Source organism: Streptomyces sp. LZ34 (assembly GCF_053890475.1).
The window spans coordinates 4,973,262-4,996,369 of the sequence record NZ_CM132680.1 but is presented as its reverse complement, the minus strand read 5'-3'; the positions used below and the strand labels follow the sequence as shown (position 1 = coordinate 4,996,369).

23 protein-coding genes are annotated in these 23,108 nt (G+C 69.0%); 12 read left to right on the top strand and 11 right to left on the bottom strand.

Features of this window, described 5'->3' with window-relative positions; translation table 11 throughout:
* Positions 1-22: 22 nt before the first annotated feature.
* From ACWY4P_RS19705 to ACWY4P_RS19690, 4 genes are all read right to left on the bottom strand, one after another.
* A complete protein-coding gene (locus ACWY4P_RS19705) occupies positions 23-793 on the bottom strand; it encodes a succinate dehydrogenase/fumarate reductase iron-sulfur subunit (RefSeq protein WP_456211859.1) in 771 nt (256 codons plus the stop codon).
* Entirely contained in the window at positions 790-2,751 is a 1,962-nt protein-coding gene (locus ACWY4P_RS19700) for a fumarate reductase/succinate dehydrogenase flavoprotein subunit (protein ID WP_456211858.1), read from the bottom strand. The genes ACWY4P_RS19705 and ACWY4P_RS19700 overlap by 4 nt, the downstream gene beginning before the upstream one ends.
* A gap of 15 nt (positions 2,752-2,766) precedes the next feature.
* Positions 2,767-3,612, bottom strand: a complete 846-nt coding sequence (locus tag ACWY4P_RS19695; RefSeq protein WP_456211857.1) for a hypothetical protein — start codon at positions 3,610-3,612, stop codon at positions 2,767-2,769.
* Positions 3,613-3,812: 200 nt separating this feature from the next.
* The gene (locus ACWY4P_RS19690) at positions 3,813-4,097 is read right to left on the bottom strand and encodes a hypothetical protein (RefSeq protein WP_456211856.1); all 285 of its coding nucleotides are present in this window, start codon (positions 4,095-4,097) and stop codon (positions 3,813-3,815) included.
* 323 nt (positions 4,098-4,420) lie between these two features.
* On the opposite strand from ACWY4P_RS19690, the gene ACWY4P_RS19685 reads away from it, so the two are divergent.
* From ACWY4P_RS19685 to ACWY4P_RS19650, 8 genes are all read left to right on the top strand, one after another.
* A complete protein-coding gene (locus ACWY4P_RS19685) occupies positions 4,421-6,478 on the top strand; it encodes an ABC transporter family substrate-binding protein (RefSeq protein WP_456211855.1) in 2,058 nt (685 codons plus the stop codon).
* A 51-nt stretch (positions 6,479-6,529) separates the two neighbouring features.
* Positions 6,530-7,216 carry a hypothetical protein gene (locus tag ACWY4P_RS19680; RefSeq protein ID WP_456211854.1) on the top strand — a complete coding sequence of 229 codons (687 nt, stop codon included), beginning with the start codon at positions 6,530-6,532 and terminating at the stop codon, positions 7,214-7,216.
* 146 nt (positions 7,217-7,362) lie between these two features.
* A complete protein-coding gene (typA, locus tag ACWY4P_RS19675) occupies positions 7,363-9,228 on the top strand; it encodes a translational GTPase TypA (protein WP_456211853.1) in 1,866 nt (621 codons plus the stop codon).
* A gap of 529 nt (positions 9,229-9,757) precedes the next feature.
* Positions 9,758-11,407 (top strand): peptide ABC transporter substrate-binding protein, encoded by a 1,650-nt coding sequence (locus tag ACWY4P_RS19670; protein ID WP_456211852.1) that lies wholly within the window; start codon positions 9,758-9,760, stop codon positions 11,405-11,407.
* Between the two features lie 150 nt (positions 11,408-11,557).
* Entirely contained in the window at positions 11,558-12,484 is a 927-nt protein-coding gene (locus ACWY4P_RS19665; RefSeq protein ID WP_456211851.1) for an ABC transporter permease, read from the top strand.
* Positions 12,477-13,442 carry an ABC transporter permease gene (locus ACWY4P_RS19660; RefSeq protein ID WP_456211850.1) on the top strand — a complete coding sequence of 322 codons (966 nt, stop codon included), beginning with the start codon at positions 12,477-12,479 and terminating at the stop codon, positions 13,440-13,442. Before ACWY4P_RS19665 ends, ACWY4P_RS19660 begins: the two co-directional genes overlap by 8 nt.
* A gap of 11 nt (positions 13,443-13,453) precedes the next feature.
* Entirely contained in the window at positions 13,454-14,512 is a 1,059-nt protein-coding gene (locus ACWY4P_RS19655; RefSeq protein ID WP_456211849.1) for an ABC transporter ATP-binding protein, read from the top strand.
* Complete coding sequence (locus ACWY4P_RS19650; protein WP_456211848.1) at positions 14,505-15,665, top strand: ABC transporter ATP-binding protein; 1,161 nt, start codon at positions 14,505-14,507, stop codon at positions 15,663-15,665. Before ACWY4P_RS19655 ends, ACWY4P_RS19650 begins: the two co-directional genes overlap by 8 nt.
* Positions 15,666-15,735: 70 nt before the next feature.
* Here the strand turns inward: ACWY4P_RS19650 and ACWY4P_RS19645 are convergent, their stop codons facing one another.
* Genes ACWY4P_RS19645 through ACWY4P_RS19635 form a run of 3 tightly spaced genes read right to left on the bottom strand, consistent with a single transcriptional unit; the run spans position 15,736 to position 16,870 of the window.
* On the bottom strand, positions 15,736-16,011 hold the full coding sequence (locus ACWY4P_RS19645) for a hypothetical protein (protein WP_456211847.1): 276 nt from the start codon (positions 16,009-16,011) through the stop codon (positions 15,736-15,738).
* Positions 16,008-16,370 carry a hypothetical protein gene (locus ACWY4P_RS19640; protein ID WP_456211846.1) on the bottom strand — a complete coding sequence of 121 codons (363 nt, stop codon included), beginning with the start codon at positions 16,368-16,370 and terminating at the stop codon, positions 16,008-16,010. Before ACWY4P_RS19640 ends, ACWY4P_RS19645 begins: the two co-directional genes overlap by 4 nt.
* Positions 16,367-16,870, bottom strand: a complete 504-nt coding sequence (locus ACWY4P_RS19635; protein ID WP_456211845.1) for an ATP-binding protein — start codon at positions 16,868-16,870, stop codon at positions 16,367-16,369. The genes ACWY4P_RS19640 and ACWY4P_RS19635 overlap by 4 nt, the downstream gene beginning before the upstream one ends.
* 162 nt (positions 16,871-17,032) lie before the next feature.
* Here ACWY4P_RS19635 and ACWY4P_RS19630 point away from each other — a divergent pair, with 162 nt between their 5' ends.
* From ACWY4P_RS19630 to ACWY4P_RS19620, 3 genes are read left to right on the top strand one after another with little or no spacing between them, the layout of a single operon-like run.
* Positions 17,033-17,923: a helix-turn-helix domain-containing protein gene (locus tag ACWY4P_RS19630; RefSeq protein WP_456211844.1), complete on the top strand. Its 891-nt coding sequence runs from the start codon at positions 17,033-17,035 to the stop codon at positions 17,921-17,923.
* A 19-nt stretch (positions 17,924-17,942) separates the two neighbouring features.
* Positions 17,943-18,143 carry a DUF397 domain-containing protein gene (locus ACWY4P_RS19625; protein ID WP_456211843.1) on the top strand — a complete coding sequence of 67 codons (201 nt, stop codon included), beginning with the start codon at positions 17,943-17,945 and terminating at the stop codon, positions 18,141-18,143.
* 10 nt (positions 18,144-18,153) lie between these two features.
* On the top strand, positions 18,154-18,771 hold the full coding sequence (locus ACWY4P_RS19620; protein ID WP_456211842.1) for a hypothetical protein: 618 nt from the start codon (positions 18,154-18,156) through the stop codon (positions 18,769-18,771).
* Here the strand turns inward: ACWY4P_RS19620 and ACWY4P_RS19615 are convergent.
* From ACWY4P_RS19615 to ACWY4P_RS19600, 4 genes are all read right to left on the bottom strand, one after another.
* Entirely contained in the window at positions 18,725-19,219 is a 495-nt protein-coding gene (locus ACWY4P_RS19615; RefSeq protein ID WP_456211841.1) for a nuclear transport factor 2 family protein, read from the bottom strand. The two genes, ACWY4P_RS19620 and ACWY4P_RS19615, sit on opposite strands and share 47 nt — an antisense overlap.
* Positions 19,220-19,693: 474 nt before the next feature.
* Positions 19,694-20,293: a cysteine hydrolase gene (locus tag ACWY4P_RS19610; protein ID WP_456211840.1), complete on the bottom strand. Its 600-nt coding sequence runs from the start codon at positions 20,291-20,293 to the stop codon at positions 19,694-19,696.
* Positions 20,290-21,549, bottom strand: coding sequence for an MFS transporter (locus tag ACWY4P_RS19605; protein ID WP_456211839.1), 1,260 nt, complete (start codon positions 21,547-21,549; stop codon positions 20,290-20,292). Before ACWY4P_RS19605 ends, ACWY4P_RS19610 begins: the two co-directional genes overlap by 4 nt.
* Positions 21,550-21,624: 75 nt before the next feature.
* Entirely contained in the window at positions 21,625-22,020 is a 396-nt protein-coding gene (locus ACWY4P_RS19600; RefSeq protein ID WP_456211838.1) for an epoxide hydrolase N-terminal domain-containing protein, read from the bottom strand.
* A gap of 103 nt (positions 22,021-22,123) precedes the next feature.
* On the opposite strand from ACWY4P_RS19600, the gene ACWY4P_RS19595 reads away from it, so the two are divergent.
* Positions 22,124-23,038 (top strand): AraC family transcriptional regulator, encoded by a 915-nt coding sequence (locus ACWY4P_RS19595; protein ID WP_456211837.1) that lies wholly within the window; start codon positions 22,124-22,126, stop codon positions 23,036-23,038.
* Positions 23,039-23,108 lie beyond the last annotated feature (70 nt).

Genomic DNA, 23,108 nt, shown 5'->3' with positions numbered 1-23,108 from the left:
GACCCGGCCCGTTCCCGAACCGTCAGGACTCGCGGCGGCGGATCTTGTTGCCCAGCCACACCAGCGGGTCGTACTTACGGTCCACCGCCCGCTCCTTGAGCGGGATCAGCGCATTGTCCGTGATCTTGATCCCCTCCGGGCAGACCTCGGAGCAGCACTTGGTGATGTTGCAGTAGCCGAGGCCGTGCTCCTCCTGGGCCGTGCGCTTGCGGTCGATCCCGGTCTCGGCCGCCTCGTCCAGCGGGTGCATGTCCAGCTCGGCGACGCGCATCAGGAACCGGGGCCCGGCGAAGACCTGCTTGTTCTCCTCAAAGTCGCGCACCACATGGCAGGTGTCCTGGCACAGGAAGCACTCGATGCACTTGCGGAACTCCTGGGACCGCCCCACGTCCTCCTGCCACATCCGGTACTCGCCCGGCCCCAGGCCCTCGGGCGGCACGAAGGACGGCACCTCGCGCGCCTTGTCGTAGTTGAACGACACATCGGTCACCAGGTCCCGGACGACCGGGAAGGCGCGCAGCGGAGTGATGGTGATCGTCTCGTCACGGCCGAAAACCGACATCCGGGTCATGCACAGCAGCCGGGGCCGCCCGTTGATCTCGGCGCTGCAGGAGCCGCACTTGCCCGCCTTGCAGTTCCAGCGGACCGCCAGGTCCGGGGCCTGGGTCGCCTGGATCCGGTGGACGATGTCCAGAACGACCTCCCCCTCGTTGACCTCGACGTGGAAGTCCTTCAGACCGCCGCCTTCCACGTCGCCCCGCCACACCTTGAAGTGGGCCTCGTACGCAGTCACTGCGTCAGCTCCTCGTCCGTCAGGTACTTCACCAGCTCATCCTTCTCGAACAGGCCGAGCAGATCGGGCCGGATGGGCGGGGTCAGGCGCCGCTCCAGCCGGATCTGCCCCTGTCGCGCGTCCGGCGCCGCCAGCCCCCCCGAGGGGTCGGCGAGCCGGCACACCAGGTTGACCGGCCGCCACTCGCGGTCCATCTCCGGATAGTCGTCGCGGGTGTGCCCGCCGCGGCTCTCGGTTCGCTCCAGCGCGGCGCGCGCCACGCACTCGCTGACCAGCAGCATGTTGCGCAGGTCGATGGCCAGGTGCCAGCCGGGGTTGAACTGCCGGTGCCCCTCCACCCCGGCGCGCCGCGCCCGCACCCGCAGACTGGCCAGGCGGTGCAGCGCCTCCTCCATCTCGCCGGCCTTCCTGATGATGCCCACCAGGTCGTTCATGGTCTGCTGAAGTTCCTGGTGGAGCGTGTACGGGTTCTCGGCCGGAACCGTGGACCGGTGCGCGAGGCTGGGTTCGCCGCCCTCCGCGCTGAACGGGCGCAGCGCCTCGGCCGCCGCCAGGTCGATCTGCGCGTCGTCCGGCGCCGGCCGCCGCTCCGCCGCGGCCGCCTCCGCCGCGTACCGGGCCGCGTACAGCCCCGCGCGCCGGCCGAAGACCAGCAGGTCGGAGAGGGAGTTGCCGCCCAGCCGGTTGGAGCCGTGCATGCCGCCCGCGACCTCGCCCGCGGCGAACAGGCCGGGTACTCCGGCCGCGGCCGTGGTGTCCGGGTCGACGTCCACGCCGCCCATCACGTAGTGGCAGGTCGGGCCCACCTCCATGGGCTCGGCGGTGATGTCCACGTCCGCCAGCTCCTTGAACTGGTGGTGCATGGAGGGCAGCCGCCGCTTGATGACCTCGGCGGGCATCCGGGTGGAGACATCGAGGAAGACCCCGCCGTGCGGGGAGCCGCGGCCCGCCTTGACCTCGGAATTGATGGCGCGGGCGACCTCGTCGCGGGGGAGCAGCTCGGGCGGGCGGCGGTTGTGGTCCGGGTCCTCGTACCAGCGGTCGCCCTCGTCCTCGGTCTGGGCGTACTTCTCCTTGAAGACGTCCGGGATGTAGTCGAACATGAAGCGCTTGCCCTCGCTGTTGCGCAGCACCCCGCCGTCGCCGCGCACCGACTCGGTCACCAGGATGCCCTTGACCGAGGGCGGCCAGACCATGCCGGTCGGGTGGAACTGCACGAACTCCATGTTCACCAGCGGCGCCCCGGCCAGCAGCGCCAGTGCGTGGCCGTCGCCGGTGTACTCCCATGAGTTGGACGTCACCTTGAAGGACTTGCCGATGCCGCCGGTGGCCAGCACCACCGCGGGGGCCTCGATGGTGAAGAAGCGGCCGGACTCGCGCTCGTAGCCGAAGACCCCGGCGACCCGCTCTCCCGCCTCGTCCTTGAGGACACGGGTGACCGTGCACTCCTGGAAGACCTTCAGCCGCGCCTCGTAGTCGCCGAACTCGGCCTTGTCCTCTTGCTGGAGGGAGACGATCTTCTGCTGGAGGGTGCGGATCAGCTCCAGGCCGGTGCGGTCCCCGACATGGGCGAGGCGTGGATACTCATGGCCGCCGAAGTTCCGCTGGGAGATCTTTCCCTCGGGGGTGCGGTCGAAGAGCGCGCCCCAGGTCTCCAGCTCCCAGACCCGGTCCGGCGCCTCCTGGGCGTGCAGCTCCGCCATCCGCCAGTGGTTGAGGAACTTTCCGCCGCGCATGGTGTCCCGGAAGTGCACCTGCCAGTTGTCGCCCTCGTTGACATTGCCCATGCTGGCGGCGATGCCGCCCTCGGCCATGACGGTGTGGGCCTTGCCGAAGAGCGATTTGCAGATGACGGCGCAGCGCTTGCCCTGCTCGCGTGCCTCGATCGCGGCCCGCAGCCCGGCGCCGCCGGCGCCGATCACGACCACGTCCCACGACTGCCGTTCGACTTGGGTCATCTTCAGGCACCTCTCCTAGAAAAACCGCGGATCGTCGAAGGCGCCGCTCGCCACCAGATAGACGTAGAAGTCGGCCAGCGCGACGCTCACCAGCGAGGCCCAGGCCAGCGCCATATGGCGCGCGTTGAGCTTGCTGACCCAGCCCCACAGCCGGTAGCGCACCGGATGCCGGGAGAAGTGCTTGAGCCGGCCGCCGACGATATGCCGGCAGGAGTGGCAGGAGAGGGTGTAAGCCCAGATCAGTGCGATGTTGACGAGCAGCACCAGGGTCCCGAGGCCCATGTGGCCCCACCGGCCGTGCTCGTCGCGGAAGCCGAGCACCGTGTCGTAGCTGAGGATCCCGGCGACGATCACCGCGAAGTAGAAGAAGTAGCGGTGGATGTTCTGGAGGATCAGCGGGAAGCGGGTCTCGCCGGTGTACTTCGCGCGCGGCTCGGGGACCGCGCAGGCCGGGGGTGAGGCCCAGAACCCCCGGTAGTAGGCCTTGCGGTAGTAGTAGCAGGTCAGCCGGAAGCCCAGCGGGAAGATCAGGATCAGCAGGGCGGGGGACAGGCCCCACCACGCCCCGAAGATCTCCCAGTTCGCGCCGCCCTTCATGGGCACGCAGTTCTGCGCGACGCAGGGCGAGTAGAACGGCGAGACATACGGCTCGGCGTAGTAGTCGTCTCCGGAGAAGGCCCGCCAGGTCGAGTAGACGATGAAGGCGAACAGCCCGGCGGCGGTGGCCGCGGGCGAGAGCCACCAGCGGTCGGTCCGCAGATGGCGGGCCTGGACGGCGGCGCGCGAGGGCGTGTGCACGCCGTGTACGGCGGGATTCTTTCCGGAGGCCGTACGGGCCTGGGGGTCGGTGCCTGTGGCCAAAGGGGACTCCGTGGTGGAGTGTGCGGGTGGGGTGGTGGGGCGGCACTCACGCGGCGTGAGGGGCGGGACACCTCAGGGAGAGCGCCCGTCGCGTCGGCGGCCGGGTCGCCTCGTAGCGCGTTGCCCCGTGCGGGGCGGGGCGCCTGGTGCGGGGTCGCCTCGACCTCGTGGGGCGGGCGCCGGTCACGCCGCGTACGCGCCTAGGGCGCGTGATGGTCGCGCACGCCGATCCCCTCGTCGTCGACGTCCGACCAGAGCGCACTGTTGTACGGCGCGTCGGGGACCAGCACCATCTCCGGGCGAGACCGCTCGCCGGGGGCCGACTCGCGCAGCAGGGCGAGGCTCTCGCGCAGGTGGTCCGTGTCGGTACGGACGCGGCGTATCTCCAGGCCTCCGGCGCCGACCGACTGCTCGAGCCGGTTGACCGAACGGACCAAGTCGTCGAGACGGCGCTGGACGGCCGTCAAGTCGTCGTTCAAGGACATGACTTGCCCTCACTTCCGCGGTTGCGGTTGGCGACGCTCATGCGACAGCGAGTGTTACGCGTCATGGTCGCGGTTGGGAAGGGATCTGTCGCGATTCGCGGAGCCACCGGAGCGATCGCACCCTCGCGCGCGGGGGTGCGCGCCCACCGGATTGACCCGGTCGGGTGATCCTTTCCCCTCCATGGCCGTCTCGGCGTGCTGTTTCCTGAACCGTCGCTTTGAGTGAGGAGTATATGCGATGAGCGTCACAATATGCCAAATATGCACAATCCCGGCTCACCCGGCCCGTCCGGCCGAGCAGGCCCACCCCGGAGGTACGTGTCATGTCCATCGCCAAGCGCCGCCGCGTCGTGCTGCTCGCCGCGGGAGTGCTGCTGCCGCTGCCCTGGGCGAGCGGATGCAGCTCCAGCGGTGACGACAGCTCGCCCGCCGCCGCCCGACGGGACGTGGCCGCGGCCGCCCGCGGCGGGGTGGCCGGTACGGGGACGCTGCGCTGGGCCCTGGACGCGGCGCCCGGGACGTTCAACGCCTTCCAGACCAACGCCGACAGCGGCACCCAGCGGATCGCGGGCGCCGTCCTGCCGTCCCTGTTCACCCTGGACGGCCGGGGCCGCCCGCAGCGCAACCCCGACTATCTCCGGGCCGCCGACGTGGTGGACCGCGAGCCCAGGCAGGTCGTGCGCTACAAGCTCACCCCCGAGGCGGTCTGGACCGACGGGCGCCCGATCGGCGCCGAGGACTTCACCGCCCAGTGGAAGGCGCTGCGCGGTGCGGACGGCGCGTACTGGACGGCCCGCAACGCCGGGTACGACCGCATCGCCAAGGTCGAACCCGGCGACGGGGAGCGCGAGGTCGAGATCACCTTCGCCAAGCCGTACGCGGACTGGCGCTCGCTGTTCACCCCGCTCTATCCGAAGAGCGTGATGAGCGACCCGACCGCCTTCAATGACGGGCGGCGCAGGGGGCTCGCGGTCAGCGCCGGCCCGTTCATGATGCGCAGCATCACGGGCGGCACGAAGAGCGTCACGCTGGTGCGCAACCCCCGCTGGTGGGGCGATCGGGCCCGGCTCGACAAGCTGGTCTTCAAGGCCGTGCCGGTCAAGGAGAGGCCCGCCGCGCTGCTGGCCGGGAAGCTCGACCTGGCCGAGGTCGACCGGGCCATGGCCGAGCGGATCCAGGACGCGGCCGAGGTGCCCGGCAAGAAAGGTAAGAAGGCAGAGAGCGGGGAGAACGGGAAGAGGGGGGCGGAGAAGCAGACCGCGGCCGAGCCGGCGGCCCGGCACGGGGCCGCGCCCGGGGCGGACCTGGCGGCGGGCGGCCGGGACGCGGCCGACGCGATGCGCGCCTGGGCGGAGGCGAACGCCTCCGAGAAGACACGGGCCGAGACGGCGGCCCTGCGCAGGCTCACCGTGCGCAAGGCCCTGGAGCCCGCGTACACCCAGCTCGCCCTGAACGGCACCAAGGGCCCGCTCGCCGACGAGCGGGTGCGCCGCGCCGTGGCCCGCGCGATCGACCGCAAGGGCCTCGCGGAGCTGGTGCTGGGGCCCCTGGGGCTGCCCGCCAAGCCGCTCGGCAACCATCTGCTGATGGCCGGACAGCAGGGCTACAAGGACCACAGCGGCGCCATCGGCGGCAAGGACCCCCACGCGGCCCAGGCCCTGCTCGCCGACGCGGGCTGGCGCGCCGCCTCCGCCTCGGCCCGGCAGAAGGCGCTCGGCGCCAAGACGGACGACCAGGGCCACGACGCCGCGCGGGACGGCGGGCAGCGGGACGGCGGGCGGCACGGCGGCCGGGGCGCGGGCCCCGACGCGGGTGACGCGGGCCGCTCCGGGCGCGCCGCCGCGGCCGTCGTACGCAAGCACGGCCAGCCGCTGGAGCTGCGCTTCGTGGTGCCGACCGGCGCCGGCACCGCCCCGCTGGGCAGGGTCAGCGAGCGCATCACGCGGATGCTGGAGGCGATCGGCGTCCGCACCAAGATCACCAAGGTCTCGGGCAGCGGCTACTTCAAGGACCACATCGCCTCCGGCAACTACGACCTCGCCCTCTACTCCTGGCCCGCCAGCGCCTACCCCGCCACCGACGCCCGCCCGATCTACGCCAAGCCGCAGCCCGCCGCGGACGGCTCGCTGGTCGTCGAGCAGAACTACACCCGGGTCGGCACGGACCAGATCGACCAGCTCTTCGACCAGGCGGTCGCCGAGCTGGACTCCGGCTCCTCCCGGGCCTTGGTCAGCCGCGCCGACGCGCGGATCTGGGCGGCGGCCGGGTCGATCCCGCTCTACCAGCGCCCCCAGCTGGTCGCGGCCAGGAAGACCGTGGTCAACGCGGGCGCCTTCGGCTTCGCCACCCCGCGCTACCAGGACATCGGCTTCCGGAAGTGATCCTCAGGAGTGGCTCAACTCCCTTGTCCGGAAGACCGGTTGGCATGAAGCATGGCCGACGACCACAACACCGGAGGCACGGGGGGCAAGGACATGAAGCGCGGACTGACCACGGCGATCGTGGCCGTAGCAATCACGGCAGGGGCCGCGGGCTGTACGTCCGGCGGCTCCGACGGCTCTGACGGGGCCGCCCGCGGCGGCGCTCAGAACATCGCGGCCAAAAAGGCGTGCGCCGACGGCACGTACACCTGGCTGAACGTCTCCCGGCGCTCGGCGGTGACCGACATGGCGGTCGCCACCAAGGTCAAGAAGGGCAGCAAGGTCAGTACCGATGGCGTCGAGACGGTGGCCCGCTACACCGTGTCCGTCCGGACACAGGGCGCAACCCTGCCCGAGAAGCAGTCGATCCGCAGTCTGGCCCAGCAGGCGAAGCCGGTCGTCCCCCTGGCCGACCGTATCGGGCAAACGACAGCGTACGACAAGGACAAGGACTCCTCCTACGGCGAGGCCGGCGTACCTGGCCGCTATGTCATGGCCCGCGCGTACGACCTGGTCGAGGCCGATTTCCGCTATGCCTGCGGGGACGAGACGGTCAGCTTCGGCCACGTGGTGACCTGGGACGACGCCGGAATCGAGATCATCCTGGCGTGCGGCGAGAAGCTGGACAAGGAGGCGAGCGGCGGTGCGCGCGAGGCCGCCAGGCTGGGCTGCCACGAGGGCGACCCCGCGCGGGCCTGAGCCCGGTCCACCGGCCCGGTACGGGCGGGGCGTCCGTTACCGCCCCGCCCACGTACCATGGGGTGAGGCCGTGGCGTGATCTGCCCGGCAGGCGGGCGTGCCGGACCGGGCGCGCCGCCATCCACGATTCCGGGAGAAGCGCCGCAGTGCCCACGCGCCACGACATCCGTAACGTTGCCATCGTCGCCCACGTCGACCACGGCAAGACGACCCTCGTCGATGCCATGCTCAAGCAGGCCGGCGCGTTCGCCGCCCACCAGCACGTGGACGACCGGGTCATGGACTCCAACGACCTGGAGCGCGAGAAGGGCATCACCATTCTCGCGAAGAACACCGCCGTCAAGTACCACCCGGCGGACGGCGGGGACCCCGTCACCATCAACATCATCGACACCCCCGGCCACGCCGACTTCGGCGGCGAGGTCGAGCGCGGCCTGTCCATGGTCGACGCGGTCGTGCTGCTGGTGGACGCCTCCGAGGGCCCGCTGCCGCAGACCCGCTTCGTGCTGCGCAAGGCGCTTCAGGCCAAGCTGCCGGTCATCCTGTGCATCAACAAGACCGACCGCCCGGACGCCCGGATCGACGAGGTCGTCAACGAGACGTACGACCTCTTCCTGGATCTGGACGCGACCGAGGAGCAGATCGAGTTCCCGATCGTCTACGCCTGCGCCCGCGACGGCGTGGCCTCGCTGAACAAGCCGGAGGACGGCACCGTCCCGGCCGACAGCGACAGCCTCCAGCCCTTCTTCTCGACCCTCCTGGAGACCATCCCGGCCCCCGAGTACGACTCGAGCGCCCCCCTCCAGGCCCATGTCACCAACCTGGACGCGGACAACTTCCTCGGCCGTATCGCGCTGCTCCGAGTCGAGCAGGGCGAGCTGAAGAAGGGGCAGACCGTCGCCTGGATCAAGCGCGACGGCTCGATCTCCAACGTCCGGATCACCGAGCTGCTGATGACCGAGGCGCTCACCCGCAAGCCCGCCGAGGTGGCCGGGCCCGGCGACATCTGCGCGGTCGCGGGCATCCCGGAGATCATGATCGGCGAGACCCTGGCCGACCCCGAGAACCCGATCGCCCTCCCGCTGATCACGGTCGACGAGCCGGCCATCTCGATGACCATCGGGACCAACACCTCGCCGCTGGTCGGCAAGGGCGGCAAGGGCCACAAGGTCACCGCCCGGATGGTCAAGGACCGCCTCGACAAGGAGCTGGTCGGCAATGTCTCGCTGCGCGTGCTGCCGACCGAGCGCCCGGACGCCTGGGAGGTCCAGGGCCGTGGCGAGCTGGCGCTGGCGATCCTGGTGGAGACCATGCGCCGGGAGGGCTACGAGCTGACCGTCGGCAAGCCGCAGGTGGTCACCAAGGAGATCGACGGCAAGGTCCACGAGCCGGTCGAGCGGATGACCATCGACAGCCCGGAGGAGCACCTGGGCGCCATCACCCAGCTGATGGCGGCGCGCAAGGGCCGTATGGAGACGATGACGAACCACGGCTCCGGGTGGGTCCGGATGGAGTTCGTCGTCCCCGCCCGCGGTCTGATCGGCTTCCGTACGGAGTTCCTGACCGACACCCGCGGCACCGGCATCGCGCACTCCATCTTCGAGGGCCACGAGCCGTGGTTCGGCGAGCTGCGCACCCGTAACAGCGGTTCGCTGGTGGCCGACCGGTCGGGCGCGGTGACCGCCTTCGCGATGACCAATCTCCAGGAGCGCGGCACGCTGTTCGTCTCCCCGGGCACCGAGGTGTACGAGGGCATGATCGTCGGGGAGAACTCCCGCTCCGACGACATGGACGTGAACATCACCAAGGAGAAGAAGCTCACCAACATGCGGTCCTCGACGGCGGATGTGACCGAGTCCCTGGTCCCGCCGCGGCTGCTGTCGCTGGAGCAGTGCCTGGAGTTCTGCCGCGACGACGAGTGCGTCGAGGTGACCCCGGAGACCGTCCGTATCCGCAAGGTCGTCCTCGACCAGAAGAACCGCGCCCGCGCCACCGCCCGGGCGAAGCGGTAACGCCGCATCGCGGCCGCGTGCGGCCGCGCGTAAAGGCGCCCTGCCGCTCGTAAAAACACCAAGAAAAGTAATACCGGCCGATTACCAAGCGTAATCGGCCGGTGTTGCGTCCGCCATATGCCAGCGGCCCGGAATTCCCGCCCTCGGGGTGGGGTCCGGGCTGCTGCCATGTCAGCAACATGTCAGTCAAGCTCTTATTCGGCGATCAACGTCCGATTATCGGTGACTGCACTCCGCATGATGTGTTAACAGTCCGTTTCGCGTGTGTCTGTCTGCGGCAGTTTTGTCCGGATTTCGAAGCTCCGCGCGTAGATCCTGTGACCAAAGCGAGACCCTTAAAGTGTGGTTAACGGGACTGCCGTGCTCAATTATGGGGTTCGTTGGGCTCGGGTCGATGGGTCACGCGCTGTGGGGAGTGCGGGCCTACGAGCACACGGGGGGTTCCGGTCCCTTTCGCTGTCAGGGGTGTCAGCGTGTCTCCGGCGGCCCCTTTTTCGTAGTGACAGTGGACTCCTGAGGAGGCAAACCCATGCGCGGTGCCAAGAGCGCCAAGTGGGTCGCGTTGGCCGCGGTTGTGGCGCTGGCCGCAACCGCCTGTGGTGGCGACGACGGCGGCAGTGACAGCGGCGACAACGACATGAACAAGGGCGCGGCGGACCCGAAGGGGATCCTGACCGCCCAGCTGAGCGAGCCGCAGAACCCGCTGCAGCCGGCGAACGCCAAGGAGAGCCAGGGCAGCCGCGTCATCCGGGCGGTCTTCTCCCAGCTGGTGGGCTATGAGCCGGGCACCGGCAAGCTCACCTACGTCAACGCTGAGTCCGTCACCCCGAACAAGGACTCCTCCGTCTGGACCGTCAAGCTCAAGCCGGGCTGGACGTTCCACAACGGCGAGAAGGTCACGGCCCAGTCCTATGTGGACTCCTGGAACTGGTCGGCCAACGTCAAGAACAACCAGACCAACTCCAGCTGGTTCCAGGACATCAAGGGCTACGCGGACGTCCACCCGGAGAAGGGTGCGCCCAAGTCGGACAAGATGTCCGGTCTGAAGGTCGTCAACGACAACGAGTTCAAGATCGAGCTGGCCGGCCCGGTCTCGTACTTCGCCTACAAGCTCGGCTATGACGTCTGGTCCCCGCTGCCCAAGGAGTTCTTCAAGGACCCCAAGGCCGCCGGTGAGCACCCGATCGGCAACGGCCCCTACAAGTTCGTCTCCTGGGACCACAAGAAGCTGATCAAGGTCCGGACGTTCGCGGACTACAAGGGCCCGGACAAGGCGAAGAACGGCGGCATCGACTTCGCGAACTACACCACCGCCGACGCCGCCTACTCCGCACTGCGCTCCAACACCCTGGACTGGATCGAGCAGATCCCCACCACCGCGCTCACCAACTACCGGAGCGACCTGGGCAAGCGCGCGATCGAGCTGGAGTACTCGGCGGTCCAGTCGATCGTCCCGGCCTTCTACACCAAGCAGTTCAAGGACATCGACCCCAAGGTCATCCAGGGCCTGTCGATGGCGATCGACCGTGACACGATCACCAAGACCGTGCTCCACGGCACCCGCGCCCCCGCCGACAGCTACGTCGCCCGTGGCGTGCTCGGCTACAAGGCGGGCGCGCTCAAGGATCAGGTCACCTACGACCCGGCGAAGGCCAAGGCCCTCATCAAGGAGGGCGGCGGTGTCCCGGGCAACAAGATCTCCATCCAGTACAACGCCGACCAGCCGCACAAGGAGTGGGTCGACGCGGTCTGCAACAGCATCCGCAAGGCCGTCCAGGTCGAGTGCATCGGCGACTCCAAGCCGGACTTCCAGGCCGACCTGAACGCCCGTGACAAGCACCAGGTCAAGTCGATGTACCGCGGTGGATGGGTGCTCGACTACCCGGTCAACTCCAACTTCATGCGCGACCTGTACAGCACCACCGCCGCCGGTAACACCAGCGGCTACTCCAACAAGGAGTTCGACAAGCTGAGCAAGAAGGCCGACGAGGCCCCGACGCTCGACGAGACGGTGAAGCTGTACCAGCAGGCGGAGCAGCTCCTCGCCAAGGACATGCCGGCGATCCCGCTGTGGTTCTACAAGGTCAACAGTGGTCAGTCCAACAAGGTCCTCGGGAAGATCCCGTACGGCCAGGACGGTGACCCCATCTTCACCCAGGTCCAGCTGAAGAAGAAGTAAGCATCGGGACCGCCTGCCGGTGCCGTCCGCTCTCCACCCGGGGAGCGGCGGCACCGGCTCGCAGGCGTCAAGGCCCCGCCCCTTGTCCCCCCGCTCGGTGGCTGCAGACGAGACGAGGCCTTCGCCGCCCCCCAACGGCATGGAGGCAAAATGGGGCGCTACGTCGTCAGGCGACTGCTCCAGATGATCCCGGTATTCATCGGGACAACTCTGTTGATTTTCCTTATGGTCCACGTCCTTCCCGGCGACCCCATCAGAGCGATGTGGGGCGAGAAGGCCGCGGACCCCGCACAGGTCGCGTCACTGCGCCATGAGTTCGGGCTGGACAAGTCCCTCCCGCATCAGTACTACGACTACATGGTCAACCTGTTCCAGGGTGACTTCGGCAAGACGTTCGGTGGCCGCCAGGTCACTGACGTGATGGGCGAGGCATTCCCGGTGACCCTCCGCCTCACGGCGGTGGCCGTCGCCATCGAGATGATCGTCGGCATCGGCCTCGGCGCCTGGGCCGGGCTCAAGGCCGGCAAGGCCGTCGACACCGGCGTCCTCATCTTCACCCTCATCGTCATCTCGATGCCGGTGTTCGTCCTCGGCTACCTCGCCCGGTTCCTCTTCGCGGACGAGCTCAAGTGGCTGCCGCCCAACGTCCAGGACTCCACCAACCTGGAGCAACTGCTACTGCCCGGCTTCGTCCTCGCGATGCTGTCCATGGCGTATGTGGCCCGGCTGACCCGCACCACCTTCGCGGAGAACCTGCGCGCCGACTACATGCGCACCGCGGTCGCCAAGGGCCTGCCGCGCCGCCGCGTCATCGGGGTCCACCTGCTGCGCAACTCGCTCATCCCGGTGATCACCTTCCTGGGCGCCGACGTGGGCGGCTTGATCGGCGGCGCGGTCGTGACCGAAGGCATCTTCAACGTCCAGGGCGTCGGGAACCTGCTCTACAACGCGCTCGGACAGCGTGAGGGCTCCACGATCGTCGGCACCGTCACGGTCTTCGTCCTCATCATCCTGCTGATCAACCTGCTGATCGACCTGCTGTACGCGGTCTTGGACCCGAGGATCCGTTATGCCTGACGTGACCAAGACCAAGACCGACACGGCGGTCGACGCGGTGGCCCCGCCGGCCGAGCCGGTCGCCGCCCCGGCCGCCGGTCCCGCCCCCCAGGGCAAGCCGCGCTCCCTGTGGGGCGACGCCTGGTACGACCTGCGCCACCGGCCGATGTTCTGGATCTCGGCGGTCCTGCTGGTGCTGCTGCTCACCATCGCCGCCTTCCCCGGTCTGTTCACCGGCGCCGACCCGCGCGACGGCGACCTGACCAACCACTTCCTGACCAAGCCGGAGCTGACGCACTTCTTCCAGGCCGACTGGTTCGGCTACGACGGCCAGGGCCGCTCCATCTACGCGCGTGTCATCTACGGCACCCGTGCCTCGGTTCTGGTCGGTATCGGTACCACCGCCGTGGTGACGCTCGTCGGTGGGACGTTCGGCATGGTGGCCGGCTACTTCGGAGGCTGGGTCGACGCGATCCTCTCCCGGATCACCGACATCTTCTTCGGCCTGCCGTTCCTGCTCGGCACCATGGTCGTGATGAACGCCTTCACCGAGCGGAAGGTGTACGTCGTCATCGGCGCCCTGGCCTTCCTTGGCTGGACCACCATCGCGCGGGTGACGCGCAGCTCGGTGATCACCGCCAAGCAGACGGACTACGTGGTGGCGGCGCGCGCCCTCGGCGCCGGGACCGGGCGGATCCTGCTGCGGCACGTGCTGCCGAACGCGATCGCCCCGACCATCGTCGTGGCCACGATCTCGCTCGGCACCTACATCTCGGCCGAGGCCACCCTGTCGTTCCTGGGCCTCGGCCTCGCCGACCCGGCGATCTCCTGGGGCATCGACATTTCGTCGGCCAAGGACGCCATCCGTGACAACCCGCATGTGATGCTGTTCCCGGCGGGGATGCTGAGCCTCACCGTCTTCGCGTTCATCATGCTCGGCGACGCGGTGCGCGACGCCCTCGACCCCAAGCTGCGCTGAGGAGGGCGTACGTGACCACTATCGAGAAGACCGCGAGCGCCCCCGCCGGGCAGCGTGAGAGCGACGACGGCACCCCGCTGCTGGAAGTCCGCGACCTGCACGTGGAGTTCCACACCCGGGACGGTGTCGCCAAGGCCGTCAACGGCGTCAACTACAGCGTCCACGCGGGCGAGACCCTCGCCGTTCTCGGCGAGTCCGGCTCCGGCAAGTCGGTGACCGCCCAGGCCATCATGGGCATCCTCGACATGCCGCCCGGGAAGATCCCGCAGGGCCAGATCCTGTTCCGCGGCGAAGACATGCTCACCATGACCAACGAGGAGCGCCGCAAGATCCGCGGCCGGAAGATCGCCATGATCTTCCAGGACGCGCTCTCCTCGCTGAACCCGGTGCTCTCCGTCGGCTACCAGCTCGGCGAGATGTTCCGGGTCCACCAGGGTCTGTCCAAGAAGGCGGCCAAGGCCAAGGCCATCGAGCTGATGGACCGGGTGCGCATCCCGGCGGCGAGGGAGCGGGTGGGTGACTATCCGCACCAGTTCTCCGGCGGTATGCGCCAGCGCATCATGATCGCCATGGCGCTGGCGCTGGAGCCGGACCTGATCATCGCGGACGAGCCGACCACCGCCCTGGACGTGACCGTCCAGGCCCAGGTCATGGACCTGCTCGCGGAGCTCCAGCGCGAGTACAACATGGGCCTGATCCTCATCACCCACGACCTCGGCGTCGTCGCCGACGTCGCCGACAAGATCGCGGTGATGTACGCGGGCCGGATCGTTGAGACCGCCCCGGTCCACGAGCTCTACAAGCGCCCGGCCCACCCGTACACCCAGGGCCTGCTGGAGTCGATCCCGCGCCTGGACCGCAAGGGCCAGGAGCTCTACGCGATCAAGGGCCTGCCGCCCAACCTGCTCAACATCCCGCCGGGCTGCGCCTTCAACCCGCGCTGCCCCAAGGCGCAGGACATCTGCCGCACCGACGTCCCTGTGCTGGAGCCGGTCACCGAGCAGGACGGCACCCCGCTGCCGGGCCGTGGCAGCGCGTGCCACTTCTGGAAGGAGACGATCCATGGCTGACACCGAGAAGACCCACGAGGCCGTGGACGCCACCCCTGCCGACGCCACCCCCAACGTCACCGAGGTCGAGGTCGTCGAGGCCGCCACCGAGGAGGCGGCCGTCGCCGCCATCGACGCCCCCGTCGAGCGCGGCGAGCCCATCCTTCAGGTGCGAAACCTGGTCAAGCACTTCCCGCTGACCCAGGGCATCCTCTTCAAGCGCCAGATCGGCGCGGTCAAGGCCGTCGACGGCGTGTCCTTCGACCTCTACCAGGGCGAGACCCTCGGCATCGTCGGCGAGTCCGGCTGCGGCAAGTCGACCGTCGCCAAGCTGCTGATGACCCTGGAGACCGCGACCGCGGGCGAGGTCTTCTACAAGGGCCAGGACATCACCAGGCTGTCGGGGCGGGCCTTGAAGGCGGTCCGGCGCAACATCCAGATGGTGTTCCAGGATCCGTACACCTCGCTGAACCCCCGGATGACGGTGGGCGACATCATCGGTGAGCCCTTCGAGATCCACCCCGAGGTGGCCCCGAAGGGCGACCGCCGCCGCAAGGTGCAGGACTTGCTGGATGTGGTCGGGCTCAATCCCGAGTACATCAACCGCTATCCGCACCAGTTCTCCGGCGGCCAGCGCCAGCGCATCGGCATCGCGCGCGGGCTGGCCCTCAACCCGGAGATCATCATCTGCGACGAGCCGGTCTCCGCGCTGGACGTGTCGGTGCAGGCACAGGTCATCAACCTGATGGAGAAGCTCCAGGACGAGTTCAACCTCTCCTACCTCTTCATCGCCCACGACCTGTCCATCGTGCGCCACATCTCCGACCGCGTCGGCGTGATGTACCTGGGCAAGATGGCCGAGATCGGCTCCGACACCGAGATCTACGACCACCCGACCCACCCGTACACCCAGGCCCTGCTGTCCGCCGTCCCGGTCCCCGACCCGGGGGCCCGGGAGGGCCGCGAGCGCATCATCCTCGCCGGCGACGTCCCCTCCCCGGCCAACCCGCCCTCCGGCTGCCGCTTCCGCACCCGCTGCTGGAAGGCCGAGGACAAGTGCGCCAAGGAGGTCCCGCTGCTCGCCATCCCCGAGCGCTTCGCGGGCACGGACACGCCTGCGGCGCACGAGTCGGCGTGCCACTTCGCGGAGGAGAAGGACGTCGTGCACGCGTAGCGTTTTCCTGTTCGGCCACGCCGAGGGCCGTCCGGACCGTGTGGATGGTCCGGACGGCCCTCGGCGTTGTTCAGGACCCGCTTGTTTCGGGCCAATGCTGCACCCGGATGATGAAGACGGTGGTGAAGCGACGGTGCTCCTGGTACCAGACGATCAGTCGGCCCTCTGCGTGGTCGAGTAATCCCGACACCCCGGATTCATGGACCGGTGGATCACCGAGGTACTTGACGGCAGCGGCGTCGGCCAGCCGCTGAGCAAGCCGTTCCACGTCGTGCTTGATCTGGGGGTCCAAGCCGCCCACCACGTTTTCGGCATCGGGTAGGTACTCCCAGGTCCAATCGCTCATGCGGCGACCTCGCGGCGCGCGGCGTCCAGCAGCTTTCCGATCTCGGCCGAGGCCTGTCGGGCGTCTTCGATGGTGGGCGCCTCAGCGACGGCAGCCTCCAACTCGTGGAGCCGCCGAGCCCGGTCCGGGTAGCGCCGCAGCGCCACGAACACTCCCCAGCGGTGCAGGAAGGTGTGCATGGGGACGGTGCTGTCGGTCTGCACCGCCTCTTGCCAGGCGCTGTGGAATTCTTCCTCGAACCGGACAGCCGCGCTGAGGTCCAGGGAGCGCACGGCGACGCGCAGCGCCTGCTCGGTCAGCGGCGGCATGGGGAACAGCGGCTCGTCGTGGTGGGAGTCCTCTATGGGCTGAGTGCTCACGGCGCTGTCTCCTCCGGTGTGCCGTAGGCCGTCCACATACGGTGGCCAGTGCGGGTCGACGATTGCCCAGTCTGCCCCATCGCGGGTGTCGGCGGGGCCAGCGTGAACCACACGGCCTTCCCGGTGACGCCCGCGTCCTTGTCGGTGTAGTCGTGCACGCCCCACGCGTTGGAGCAGGACTCGACGAGCGTGAGTCCCCGGCCGTTCTCGTCGTCGGCATCGGCCGTCACCGGCTGCGGCAGGCCGCAGCCCGAGTCCCACACGGTGACGCGGAAGTCCGGCGGCGTCGGCTCCCAGTCCATGCTGACGTACGCGTCGGTCTCGGTGTTGCGGTACGCGTTCGTCACCAGCTCGGACACGAGGAGTTCGGCCGTGTCGACGATGCAGTCGAGGCGGGCCGCTTTGAGGACGTGGCGGATGGTGGCCCGGACGACGCCCACGGCGCGGGGGTCGTGGGGGATGAACAGGCCGTAGGACCAGGGCTCTTCGGGCGTGCGCATGTGGCAGCCTCCAGGTGAGTGCCTTCTGTGACTGGCGCCATACTCAAGGTAATGTGAGAGGCGTCATGTATTCAACCTGCTCCATCGAACCGGTGTTGAAGAAGTGGACGAGCGCGATGGCGCTGAGCGACACTGCACGCGCGGAGAGCCAGGGAGGGGCATATGGGGCTGAGGGCCAACCCGACGTATCGTCAGCGACGTTTCGGCGCTGAGCTGCGCAAAATGCGTGAGCATGCGGGAATGTCCGTGGCGGACGGCGCGGCTCTGCTCGGCATGCGGCAGCCACAGCTCAGCAAGATCGAGGCCGGACGGACGGGGATGTCCCCGGAGCGAGTCCGTGCGCTCGCGCAGGCTGTAGGTGACATGAGTGGTGCCTACGTTGACGCGCTTCAGGACATGGCTCAGGATTCGGGGAAAGGCTGGTGGAGCCGCTACCGCGGGGTGCTGAGTCCGTCCCACCTCGACCTCGCAGAGTTGGAGGCCGGTGCGGTCGACCTCTGGAACTACGAGCCGATGTACGTGCCTGGGTTGCTTCAGACCAGCGGTTACGCCACCGCGATCCACGGCGGCAGCTATGTCGAGAGCCCGCAGTCCGTGCGCGATCAGGCAGTCGAGTTCCGGAAGGAGCGCCAGAAAGTGCTGGTGGGCGAGCGTGCTCCACGCCTCCATGCGATCGTCCATGAGTCGGCGCTACGCGTGCATTGGGGTGGCCGAACGGTGATGCGCGATCAGCTCCTGCATCTGATCGAGATGTCCCGCCTCCCCAACGTGACGATCCAAGTGTTCCCGCTCGACATCGAGCGCGGCGTCGCCTTCAACCACGCGTTCATGGTGATCGAGCCGAACGTGACCGAGTTGAGTACGGTATCCGTCGACCAGCTGGGCATGTCCGAGTACGTGGGCGACCAAGAGGTGGTCGGCGGATACCGGGAGACGTTCGGCAAACTGGCCGAGCTGGCCCTGCCTCATGTCGACGCCGCGTCCGCTCCGGAGGCCCGGAGGGCGAAGGACTCACTGGGCCTCATCCAGTACGTCCTCTACCCCTTGCTCTAGTTGCTCTAGGAAGGCGCACATGTCCCGGCTCACATGGCGGAAGTCCAGTTTCAGCACTGGCGAGGCCGCCAATTGCGTAGAGCTCGCCGCCGACCCCACCGGCACCCCTCACCTCCGCGAGAGCGACGACCCGGAGGTCGTCATAGCCACCACCCCGGCCGCGCTCCGCGCGTTTCTGCGGGGCGCGAAGGCGGGGGAGTTCGACTGGCTCGCGCGGTAGGCCCGGCCCCGTGGCCACTGCCGACCACTTCACCCTGCACGTGGGCGGGGCGGCCCAAGTCGAGTCACTCTTCGACGCCTTGGTCGAGGTCTATGCCGAGGCCTACGCGGACCGCGCGGCCATGGGCGCCCCTTCCGCTCACCCCGACGCGTTCGCCGAATGCCTCATCTCCGCCTCCGGTGCGTACGACTTCACCTGGGCCGGGGCCTGGGCCGACGGGGAACTGGCCGGGTTCGGCCATGGAACCGTCCACCGACTGGGCCCCTGGCTGGGTGACGCCCTTGCCGACCGTGTTCGGCGTAGAGACAGGCTGAGCTGGAGACTGTTCGTCACCGAGGAACTGGTGGTGCGTCCGGCCCGGCGTAGCCAGGGAATTGGCGGCGTACTCAACATGGGCTTGGTCAAAATGGGGCGCAACGGCGAGCAGGCTGCCGGTGTTCGTGTTCCTCAGGGCAACGAGGCGGCTTCACGCTTTTTCCGGGGGTTCGAATACGAAACCCTCGGCCTCCGTGAGGGCGACGGCCTCGACGAGCCGCCGGTTCATGTTCTGGTCAGATGGTCCTGGCTGCGACCATTCGTCTTCAGTCCACCACCGGTGGGCGAGTGGACGTACCAGGTGGAGTGGTGAGGCTCCACGCCGGCTGAACGCCGCAGGCTTCGGCGATCGCCGCGGTGTCCCAGTAGAAGGGGCGGACCTCGGTGATCAGCCCGTCCTTCACCAGGACCGTCTGCAGGATGGGGAACGTGAGTTCGTGACCGGTGGCGCGAGCACGGGCGTGGACCTGGGTGAGTACGACCGCCGTCTCGCCAGTGGCCAGGAACTCCTGCTCCACCATCTCGAACGCCTCCCAGGTCAGGCTCATGACGGTGAAGAAGCGCTCTATGCCCTCGTGGCCGCGCCAGGTTCCGCCGAACGGAAGCGCCTCGGCCTGGTGCAGGACGACATCTGGGGAGAAGAAGGGGGCGAGTGGATCAAACGAGGCCTCGCCAGGGCCACCGGCGGCCAGGTAGGCGGCCTCGGCCGCGTACATGCCGGTGAGGACCGTGACTGAGTCGGATGCGGATGCTGTCGTCATGCGTTTGATCCTGGTTCCCCGGGACGACCTGGTCTGGCGGTGATCGGACCTTGAAGTCGGCCGCATGTGGCGAACGGCGTGGGACGCGGAGGCGGAGATGGGCGAGCGGTGCGCGCCTGCGCGCCGTCTCGCGGCATTCGGCTCCGGCGGGTGCGGCTTTCGTCTCGCGCCTTCGGCGCAAAGCGGCCAGTAGCGGGGACGGGAGGGCGGGGTCGCTCATCGTCGCCGTCCGGAGGTCCGATGCCCGGACCTCCGGACGGCCCCTGGGCCGATGTGGGCGTCATGCGCGCGCGTCGGTCGCCGCGCTGCTCCATGAGGCCAACCCGCAGAAGGTCTCCCCCCCCCACCCCCTTGTAAAAAAACGCTTGATGTAGAGCAAGCGTTTTTTTGCAAGGGGGTGGGGGAGACCCCGAACCGGACTACCGTCCCCCGCTCCTGCCCAGTCCCGAGCCGAATGCCGTCCAGACTCGCCTATCAGCCGGCCCGCAGCAGGGTGCGCAACTCGGCGGTGTCGATGATGTGGGCCCGGGTGGGAAACACTTGGCGGAGCAGGAGGTCGTGGACTTCGGTGTCCGGGTCGGCGACGCCGTCGGACAGGACGTAGAGCTGATAGTCGCGGTCGGCCGCATCGATGACGGTGGACAGGACGACGCCGCTGGTGGTGATGCCGGAGACGACCAGAGTGTCGATGACGCGCTCGCGCAGCCGCTGGTCGAGGTCGGTGGTGGACAGGCCGCCGTAGCGGATCTTACGGACCATGATGTCGCCCTCCTGGGGAGCCAGGCGTTCATGGATGGCGACGGCAGGGTCCTCGTGGCGCATGAGGCGGTGCTGGGCCACCGGGGCGAAGGACTTGTTGGTGGCCGGGATCGCGTCCCAGTCGGCTTCGGTGAAGCCGACGCGGACGTAGGCGATGGTGCCGCCGCCCGCGCGAACGTCGGCGATGGCCCCTTCCACGCGGCCCAGGAGGGCTTCGCGGTCCGCGTCTTCGGGCAGAACGGCGAGGATGGCGGGCTGGTAGTCCATGACGAGCAGGGCGGTGTGTGCGGGGTCGAGCGCGGGGGCAGTGCTCACGCGAGTGTTTTCCTTTCCGGGGGTGTCTGGCCGACGCCTTCGTGTCGTGGCGTGTGGTCGCGCCAGGGGAGCAGGAGCGGGGTTGCCAGCATGAGCAGTCCGGCGATCGCGATCGCGGCGCGGGGGCTGGTGATGGTGGCGAGCACACCCCACACGGCGGTCAGGGCCGCGATGGCGGCGCTGCTGCTGACCGACCACGCGGTCAGGGTGCGGGCGACCCGGCCGGGGTCGGTGTGGTCGAGCCGATAGGTGGCCAGCACCGGGTTGAACACGCCGTAGCAGGTCACCAGGCCGAGTTGGACGCCGATGACGAGTACGATCCCGGGGACACCGGGCTGGACGAACGCCAGGCCGAGGGGCCAGCACGCGCGCAGCGCCCCGACGGTGAGCATCACCTCGCGCTGCCCGAACCGCGCCACGAGCCGGGGCGCGAGGCGTGAGCCGACGAGGCCACCGACGCAAGGGGCCGCGAACACGAGACCGTACTGCCAGGGCGCGAAGCCGAGACCGCGCAGCAGGAGCACGGCGAGCAGTGGCTGGGAGACCATGATCAGGCCGTTGACCAGGATGGTGTTGAAGAACAGTGGGCGCAGCGCGGGGTGGGCCAGGATGTAGCGCCAGCCTTCGAGCAGCTCGCCGGCGCGCAGTCGTGGCTCCCGGGTTCGCGCGGGGCGTGGTTCCGTCCCGCCGATGGCGCGGATGCCCAGGGCCGAGAGCAGGTAGCTGACCGCGTCGGCGACCACGGTCGTCATCGGGCCGAGCACCGCGATCGCGGCCCCGCCGAGCGGTGGTCCGACCGTGGTCGAGGTCCATGTCGTGGACTCGAACCGGCCGTTCGCCACGAGCAGGTCCTCCGGCGGCACGAGCGCCTTCAGATACGCACCGCTCGCCGCCTTGAAGGCGATGTCGGCCGCGGCGGCGACGACGGAGACGACGAGGAGCTGGGCGAAGCTGAGCCGGCCGAGGGCGAACGCGGTGGGGACGCTCATCAACGCGGCGAACCGGGTCAGGTCCATCGCCACCATGACCGGCCGCTTGCGGTGGAACTCCACCCACGGACCGAGCGGCACCGCGAGCACGGCCCCCACTGCCCGCCCCGCGGCGGCCAGCGCCGCCACCTGGGCCGGCCCGCAGTGCAGCACAAGGACCGCGATCAAGGGAAGCGCACCGAACCCGAACGCCGTGCCGTACGAGCTGACGGCATACGCCGCCCACAACCACCCGAACTGCCGCCCCAGCGCCCGTCTACCCGCCATATCCAACGCACCTCTCGCCGGCCTGAACGACCACACTCTGACCACCGGCATCAAAGCGAGAAGCGGACACCCAGATCAAACAACTGATCGGACAGGAAGGCACAACCATTCGTTGTGTAGATCCCTGGTTGGGTGGATCTCGATGCTGTGCGCACCGCGGGCGGTGTGCCCCAGGTGCCCGCGCCCGTGGTCGCGCAGGTGTGGCGGGACGGAGCCCGCCAGGCGCGCCTGGCGCAGTTGCTCAAATCGGGCCGGAGCTTCCCGGGCCCGCCAGTCGAACTCCCCGGCCCAGTAGTCCGCCACCTCGCGTACGTAGTCGAGCGGCACGCCGTAGGGCCAGCCGGCGCCGGGGAGCTCATCGGGCCGGCGGGTGCGGGTGAGCCGCTCGCGGAGGTCGTCGAGGTCGGACTGCGGGATGACGATGCGGAAGGGGCGGATGGCGGGGAGGGTGCCGGGCGCGGTGTCGTTCATACCGCGCACGGTAGAAAGGGTTGAGGACAGGTCGTGTCCGCCAGGTCCCCGGCACCCGGTGGTGTCGTCTTGGTCGATCGGTCGGACGGTTATCGTGCAGCGCATGGATCCGTTCGACGATCTGTTGCAGGGTGTCCGCGCGGACAAGGCCGGTTTCAGCCGGACGGAGCTGTCGCCGCCGTGGGCACTGCGGTTCACCGATGAGGCGTCCCTGACGCTGTGTGTGCCGCTGCGGGGCGAGGGCTGGATCTCCCCCGGGCCCCCCGGAGAGGGTGGGGAACCGCGGCTGGTGCGGGTCGGTGACGCCGTGATCGTACGTGGGCCAGGGCCCTTCGTTCTCTCCGACCGGCCTCCGTCCGCCGGATCGGCCGGACTGACAGGGGCGGAGCCGGCCGATCGTACGGTGCTGCTGGTCGGCACGTACGAGGTGCGGACCATGGCGTCACAACGGCTGCTCGGCGTGGTGCCACCGGTGCTGGTGATACCGGGAAACGACGGCTGCGCATCGCTTCTCGACTTTCTGGAGTCGCAGGTCGCCCTGGGCGCGCCGGGGCAGCAGGTGGTGCTGGACCGACTGCTCGACTGGCTGCTGGTGTGCACGCTGCGGCGCTGGTCCGACCAACCGGAGGCCGCGCCTCCAGGCTGGTTCCGCGCGTTGGGCGACGAGGTGATCGGCCCGGTGCTGCGGGCCATGCACGCCGCACCGGGCAGGCCGTGGACGCTCGCCACCCTGGCCGGCGAAGCGGGGGTCTCGCGCACGACGCTGGCCGGCCGGTTCGCCAAGCTGATGGGCAAGCCGCCGTTGACCTATCTGACCGACTGGCGGATGACCCTGGCCGCCGATCTGCTGACCGAATCCACCGCGACGGTCGCCGCGGTGGCGCACCGGGTCGGTTACGCGGACGCGTTCGGCTTCAGCGCGGCCTTCAAGAGAGTCCACGGGGTCAGCCCCAGCGAATACCGCAGGACCTGCGGCGCGGATGCCGACTGTGTCGGCAGGGAGTGCGCACCGGCTTGAGACCACGCTTGCCGGAGGGTGGGGCAGGCCGTCTTGGGGCGCCGGGCTGGGCTTGAAAGCGCTTTCTGGA